The 5,683-nt window shown below is 65.8% G+C and carries 8 protein-coding genes; 5 read left to right on the plus strand and 3 right to left on the minus strand.

Annotated features, from left to right (window positions below; genetic code table 11):
* Position 1 precedes the first annotated feature (1 nt).
* Positions 2 to 226 (minus strand): 30S ribosomal protein S21, encoded by a 225-nt coding sequence (gene rpsU, locus OXU43_05400; protein ID MDD9824588.1) that lies wholly within the window; start codon positions 224 to 226, stop codon positions 2 to 4.
* A 119-nt stretch (positions 227 to 345) separates the two neighbouring features.
* Between rpsU and tsaD the strand changes: the two genes are divergently transcribed.
* Entirely contained in the window at positions 346 to 1,380 is a 1,035-nt protein-coding gene (gene tsaD / locus OXU43_05405; GenBank protein MDD9824589.1) for a tRNA (adenosine(37)-N6)-threonylcarbamoyltransferase complex transferase subunit TsaD, read from the plus strand.
* 10 nt (positions 1,381 to 1,390) lie between these two features.
* On the opposite strand, the gene plsY is transcribed toward tsaD, so the two are convergent.
* Complete coding sequence (gene plsY, locus OXU43_05410) at positions 1,391 to 1,987, minus strand: glycerol-3-phosphate 1-O-acyltransferase PlsY (protein MDD9824590.1); 597 nt, start codon at positions 1,985 to 1,987, stop codon at positions 1,391 to 1,393.
* Positions 1,988 to 2,038: 51 nt separating this feature from the next.
* On the opposite strand from plsY, the gene folB reads away from it, so the two are divergent.
* The 3 genes from folB to OXU43_05425 all read left to right on the plus strand — a co-directional run bounded on the left by folB (position 2,039) and on the right by OXU43_05425 (position 3,535).
* Positions 2,039 to 2,452 carry a dihydroneopterin aldolase gene (gene folB / locus OXU43_05415; protein ID MDD9824591.1) on the plus strand — a complete coding sequence of 138 codons (414 nt, stop codon included), beginning with the start codon at positions 2,039 to 2,041 and terminating at the stop codon, positions 2,450 to 2,452.
* On the plus strand, positions 2,449 to 2,940 hold the full coding sequence (folK, locus tag OXU43_05420) for a 2-amino-4-hydroxy-6-hydroxymethyldihydropteridine diphosphokinase (protein MDD9824592.1): 492 nt from the start codon (positions 2,449 to 2,451) through the stop codon (positions 2,938 to 2,940). The genes folB and folK overlap by 4 nt, the downstream gene beginning before the upstream one ends.
* 175 nt (positions 2,941 to 3,115) lie before the next feature.
* Complete coding sequence (locus OXU43_05425; protein MDD9824593.1) at positions 3,116 to 3,535, plus strand: hypothetical protein; 420 nt, start codon at positions 3,116 to 3,118, stop codon at positions 3,533 to 3,535.
* A 22-nt stretch (positions 3,536 to 3,557) separates the two neighbouring features.
* Here the strand turns inward: OXU43_05425 and OXU43_05430 are convergent, their stop codons facing one another.
* Positions 3,558 to 4,292: a pteridine reductase gene (locus OXU43_05430; GenBank protein MDD9824594.1), complete on the minus strand. Its 735-nt coding sequence runs from the start codon at positions 4,290 to 4,292 to the stop codon at positions 3,558 to 3,560.
* Between the two features lie 82 nt (positions 4,293 to 4,374).
* Between OXU43_05430 and OXU43_05435 the strand changes: the two genes are divergently transcribed.
* Entirely contained in the window at positions 4,375 to 5,592 is a 1,218-nt protein-coding gene (locus OXU43_05435) for an SAM-dependent methyltransferase (GenBank protein ID MDD9824595.1), read from the plus strand.
* Positions 5,593 to 5,683 lie beyond the last annotated feature (91 nt).

Genomic DNA, 5,683 nt, shown 5'->3' on the forward strand with positions numbered 1-5,683 from the left:
TTCAGCGGGAATAACCGCGGCGCATCGGCCGCAGGGCGGTCTTGGCGATCTTTTTCAGGTGCCGCTTCACCGCCGCGGCAGCCTTGCGCTTGCGCGCCTGCGTTGGCTTTTCGTAGTACTCCCGGCGATGAATTTCAGAGAGGATGCCGATCTTCTCGCAGGAGCGCTTGAAGCGCCGCAAGGCGACATCGAATGGTTCGTGTTCTCTTACCTTGATCGAAGGCATAATGCTTCCCGATAATGTTTAAGCCGCGCTCTGCCCGCAACAGCGGCAGGCGATAGCGCGGAGAAGCGGAGATTCTAGTGGTTGCGCCGCAAAAATGCAAAAACGGACCAGCCGAGGCCATCGCGGTCCTCGGCATCGAGACCTCCTGCGACGAAACGGGGCTGGCAATTTACGACTCGGAACGCGGGCTGTTGGCTCACGCAATGCACAGCCAGGCCGAACTGCACGCAATTTACGGCGGCGTAGTTCCGGAGCTCGCTTCCCGGGACCATATCCTCCGGATCTTGCCTCTGTTGAGGCAGTTGCTGGAAAAGACCGGGACCGAACCGAAACAGCTGGGCGGCATCGCATATACCGCCGGCCCCGGACTGGCAGGGGCACTGCTGACAGGCGCCACGGTGGGACGCTCGCTGGCCTATGCGCTGGGGATACCCGCCCTGGGCATACATCACATGGAGGGACACTTGCTGGCGTCCATGCTGGAGGCCCCGGCGCCGGCATTCCCCTTCCTGGCGCTCCTGGTCTCCGGAGGGCATACGCAACTGGTGCAGGTGGCAGGTCCCGGCAACTATCTCCTGCTGGGGGAAACCCTGGACGATGCCGCCGGCGAGGTCCTGGACAAGACGGCGCGGCTTCTGGGGCTGGGATACCCTGGCGGCGCCGCACTCGCCCGACTGGCCGAACGCGGCCGCCCCGACCGCTATGCGTTCCCGCGCCCCATGACCGGACGCCCCGGCCTGGACTTCAGCTTCAGCGGCCTGAAGACCTGCGTGCGGCGTCATGCGGAGAAAGCCGGCGACACCCCCCAGGAACGGGCGGACCTGGCCCGAGGAGTCCTGGAAGCGGTGATAGATACCCTGGTCGTAAAATGTCGCCGGGCCTTGCGGCAAACCGGACTGCGGCGGCTGGTGGCGGGCGGCGGCGTGTGCGCCAACCGGGAACTCCGCGCCCGCCTGCAAGACCTGGCGGGCGAATGCCAGACCGAGGCATATTTCCCGCGCCCGGAATTTTGCACCGACAACGGGGCGATGATCGCGTATGCGGGCTGTCTGCGGCTGCTGACCGGCCAGCGGGAAGAATTGGAATTCGAGGTGCGGCCGCGCTGGCCGCTGGAGACGTTGCGCAAAGTCGGCGCCGCCCCGGCACCGGACTGAACCGCCCGCTTCAGGTCTTCTTCAGCCGGATGCGCTCCTCCCTGCCCGCCAGCAAGCGGCGGATGTTCTCCCGGTGCCTCCAAAACAGCAGCAAACACATCGGCAAGTTGTAGCCGAAGAAAGGCCGTGCCGCGGCCAGTGCGGCGCTGGCGAAGAGCACGGCGGCGGCAGCGGCCACGGCGGCCAGCGAAGCATAGCGGGACAGCCCGGCGGCGACCAGCCAGACGCCGAAATAAACCAGCCCCAGCGGCCAGTGCATTCCGACGAGCGCCCCCCCCAGGGTCGCCACTCCCTTACCGCCCCGCAAACCGAAAAAGAGGGGGTAAAGGTGCCCCAGAAAGGCGGCCAGGGCGCACAGCCCGATCACGGACTCCGGTTGCTGCGCGAGGCGCGCCGCCAGCGTCGGCAGCATCCCCTTAAGCACATCCCCTGCCAGCGTCAGCAGGGCCGCCCTCTTGCCGTGGAGACGCAACATGTTGGAAGCGCCCGGATTACGGGAACCCTCTTCCCTGGGGTCGGGCAGGTGCAGTATCCTGCTCACCAGAATGGCGGAGGTAAGCGATCCGCACAAATAAGCGGCCAGAACGAAAGAAATGCCGGCAATCATGAACGTATTGCAAACGGGAGCGGCGCATGGGTCAAGCCCGCCGCCCAGGAAATGAGCCCGGACGCCCCAGTCGGCACGCAGCCGGGAGGCGCCCCCGGGAAGGACTGGATCTACCTGCGCGGAATGCGGGCGGATGCCGTCATCGGCATCTTTCCGTGGGAGCGCCGGGTCAAGCAGACCGTAATCCTGGACATCGATCTGAATGTGGATGTCGGCGCCGGGGCGCAAACCGACGACATCCGCGACACCCTGGATTACAAGGCCGTTGCCAAGAAGGTGCTCTCCTTTGTGGCCGAAAGCCAGTTTCGCCTGGTGGAGACGCTCGCCGAGGGCGTAGCGGAGTTGATCCTGAGCGAGTTCGATGTGCCCCGGCTGCGCCTGCGGGTTAACAAGCGGTGGGCCTTGCGCGGGGTGAAAGACGTGGGTGTGGCGATCGAGCGGTGCCGGAAACAGCGGGCGCCATGACCAGGGCATACGTAGGCATCGGCAGCAACGCCAACCGGGAGGCCGCGATCCGCGGCGGCGTCTCCGAACTGAAAAAACGCTTCGGACCGCTCATTCTGTCCCCCATCTACGAAAGCTCCACTTGGGGATTCCTGGGCGCCCCCTTCTACAACCTGGTAGCCGGCCTGAACACCCGGTTGCCGCCGCCGAAACTGGCGCGGGAACTGCGGGATATCGAGAAGATGCACGGCCGCCGGCGCGATGCGACAAAGTTCCTGTCCCGCACCCTGGACCTGGATTTATTGCTGTACGGGCAACTCGCATACAAAGGGCACGGCCTGGAACTGCCCCGGCCCGACATCCTGCGCCATTCCTTCGTTTTGCGGCCGCTGGCGGAGATTGCCGGCGACAGACATCATCCTCTGGACGGCCATACCTTCCGGGAGTTATGGCGCCGCTTTGACCAGCGGCGGCATTCCCTGCAACCGGTGGCGCTGGCGTTGGAATAGCGCCGCGGCCAAAAGCGTATTGCATCAATTCGGAACCATGCGGCACTCCTGGCAACAGAAAGAACGGCCATGACCTCTACGGCGTATGGATGCCCGTTTATGCCCCGTTTATACTGGGCAGCGGCTTGCCGGGAAAAAAGCGACTCGGGCGCACCCCGCGGAGGAGGAAACAGCAATGCACACACGATGGGCAACGGCGACACTGCTGCTGGCCGCGCTGATTCTGGCCGGATGCCAGCGATCCGAAAACAAGGAGCGCGGCGAGCAAATGTTTACCGCGATACGCGGCTACGGCAACGATCTGCGCTGGGGAGAATTTCGGCAGGCGGCAAGCCGCCTGTTGGCCCGCGAACCCGAGGCGAGAGACGCGCAACCGAAACCCCTGCCTGACGGCCTCCGAAAGATTCGCGTCTCGCAATACCGGATCAAGGAGATCGTGATCGACCCCGAAGGAAACGCGGCCACCGCCACGGCCGAGATCGACTACTACCATGCGGACAAACTAAGATTGCGCACGATTACCGACACCCAGAGCTGGTGGTACGAGGAAGAAGAGAAACAGTGGTACCTGGACGGCTCTCTGCCCGAATTCTGAAGCGGGCGCAGGGAAATCCCGCTCAGGTACGCAGCCTGCGTCCTCCATCCAGATAAAGCACTTCCCCGGTGGTGTAGCGGGCCTCCTCGATCAGGTAGCGTACGGCGGCCGCGACATCCCGCGGCTCTCCCGTGCGCCGCAACGGAATACCGGCCAGAATCTCCTGTTGCCTTTGCCGGTCCGCGTCCCCTTCCGGCCACAGGATGGCTCCCGGCGCCACCGCATTGACCCGTACCTCCGGAGCGAGTTCCGCCGCCAGGCAGCGGGTCAGCATGGCCATGCCGGCCTTGGTAACGCAGTACAGCGCATGCCCGGGCAGCGGCTTGTAGGCATAGAGATCCAGCAGGTTGACGATGCACCCCCGCGCCAGCCGCAGGGCAGATGCCGTCTGGCAGGCCAGCGCCAGCGGCGCCTGCAGGTGCACCGCTACGAATGCATCCCAGTCCCGCGCGCCGATCTCCGCCAGCGGCGTACATTGATAGAGGGAGGCATTGTTCACTAAAACATCCAGCCGCCCCCGGAACGCAAGCGCCCGCGACGCCAGCCGCTGCACCTCCTCCGGCCGGCTCAGATCTGCCCCGACGGCGAGAGCCGAACCCGGACGCTCCTCGTTCAACCGGGCGACCACCGCCCCCGCCTCCCGGCGGGAACGACGGTAGTGAACGACCGTATCGAAACCGGAGCGGTGCAACTCTTCCGCCACGGCCTTGCCGATGCGGCGCGCACCGCCAGTGACCAATGCCACGCCGGCGCTCATGCCCCGGCGCTCATGCCAATAGCAACAACGTTCCCATGACGACTTGCTATGCTAAGGCATCGCCGATCCAGGATAAACGGCCATGGACTACACGAACTCTACGCGGCCTGGCGGCGCGGAACTGCCGGCTCCGCGTCCGGCCAGCCGCCAGCGGAGCCGGCTGCTGCTGGGGCGGCTGCGCGAGGAAATCGCCTGCCGGGGCAGCATCGGTTTCGCCCGCTTCATGGAGCGGGCCCTGTACGCGCCCGGCCTGGGTTATTACGACTCCGACCAAGAACCATTCGGCCCCCGGGGAGACTTTATCACCGCCCCGGAGCTAGGCCCGCTGTTTGCCCGCTGCCTCGCCCGCCAATGCGCCGAGGTGCTGGCACAGTTGCCGGCGGGCGCGATCCTGGAACTGGGCGCCGGCAGCGGCGCCTTGGCCTGCGACTTGTTGTCCGAGTTGCGGCAACTCGGCTGCCTGCCGTCCAGATACCTGATCCGCGAGCGCAGCGCGAGCCTGCGCCGGCGCCAGGCGCAGCGGGCGCGAAGGCGCCTGCCGCCGGCCTGCCGGTCCCGGATCGAATGGCTGCAAGCGCCGCCGGCAGAGCCATTTCAGGGGCTGATCCTGGCCAACGAGGTATTGGACGCATTGCCTGTGCACCGGGTGCGGCTACGGCGCGACGGCTGGAGAGAATTGCGGGTAGTCTGGCGCGACGGCAAGCTGGCCTGGCAGGAAGCCGTGCCCAATCCCTCGTTGCGGCGGCACATCGAGCGAATATGCGGGAGGCGGAACCTTGCCGCGGGCTATGTCACCGAATTGAATTGCGGCCTCCACCGCTGGCTCCGCACCGCCGTCCGTCCCCTGCAAAGCGGTATCTTGCTGTGCATGGATTACGGCTACCCGCGCGCCGAATACCTGCACCCGCAACGTTCCATGGGCACGCTGCTCTGCCACTATCGGCACCGCTTCCATGACGATCCCTTGCTATGGCCGGGATTGCAGGACATCACCGCCTCCGTGGACTTCACCCTGCTGGCCGAGGCCGGAAAGGCATGCGGTCTGGACCTCTATGGTTATGCCGACCAAGCTTGGTTCCTGCTCGGTTGCGGCCTGGACGCCCGACCGGGCCCGGAGCCGCCCGCTGCGGAATGGACCCGGCAGGCGCGCCAACTCCTGCTGCCTGGGGAAATGGGGACTCGTTTTCAAGTGGCCGCCCTGGGCAGGGGCGTCGCCGGCCCTTTGACTGGCTTTCGCTACCAAAACCGCCGCGAATGTCTGGCGAAACGCGCGCCGGAACCGCGGCGAAACCGGGAATAGCGGCGCCTGCAAGGGCGCCTGCCCGTCCGTGGCGCCAAGTCCGTTGCGAGCGAGGCTCCCTTCATGTTCCGCGGCTTGGCAGGCGGGGAAT

Source organism: Gammaproteobacteria bacterium (genome assembly GCA_028817255.1).
In the GTDB taxonomy this organism is placed as follows: Bacteria; Pseudomonadota; Gammaproteobacteria; order Porifericomitales; family Porifericomitaceae; genus Porifericomes; species Porifericomes azotivorans.

Coding starts and splice junctions, on each gene's coding strand:
- plsY (MDD9824590.1), bottom strand. CDS start 1,987: ATGATTGCCGGCATTTCTTTCGTTCTGGCCGCTTATTTGTGCGGATCG.
- OXU43_05430 (MDD9824594.1), bottom strand. CDS start 4,292: ATGAGCGCCGGCGTGGCATTGGTCACTGGCGGTGCGCGCCGCATCGGC.
- rpsU (MDD9824588.1), bottom strand. CDS start 226: ATGCCTTCGATCAAGGTAAGAGAACACGAACCATTCGATGTCGCCTTG.
- OXU43_05425 (MDD9824593.1), top strand. CDS start 3,116: ATGCACACACGATGGGCAACGGCGACACTGCTGCTGGCCGCGCTGATT.
- folB (MDD9824591.1), top strand. CDS start 2,039: ATGAGCCCGGACGCCCCAGTCGGCACGCAGCCGGGAGGCGCCCCCGGG.
- OXU43_05435 (MDD9824595.1), top strand. CDS start 4,375: ATGGACTACACGAACTCTACGCGGCCTGGCGGCGCGGAACTGCCGGCT.
- folK (MDD9824592.1), top strand. CDS start 2,449: ATGACCAGGGCATACGTAGGCATCGGCAGCAACGCCAACCGGGAGGCC.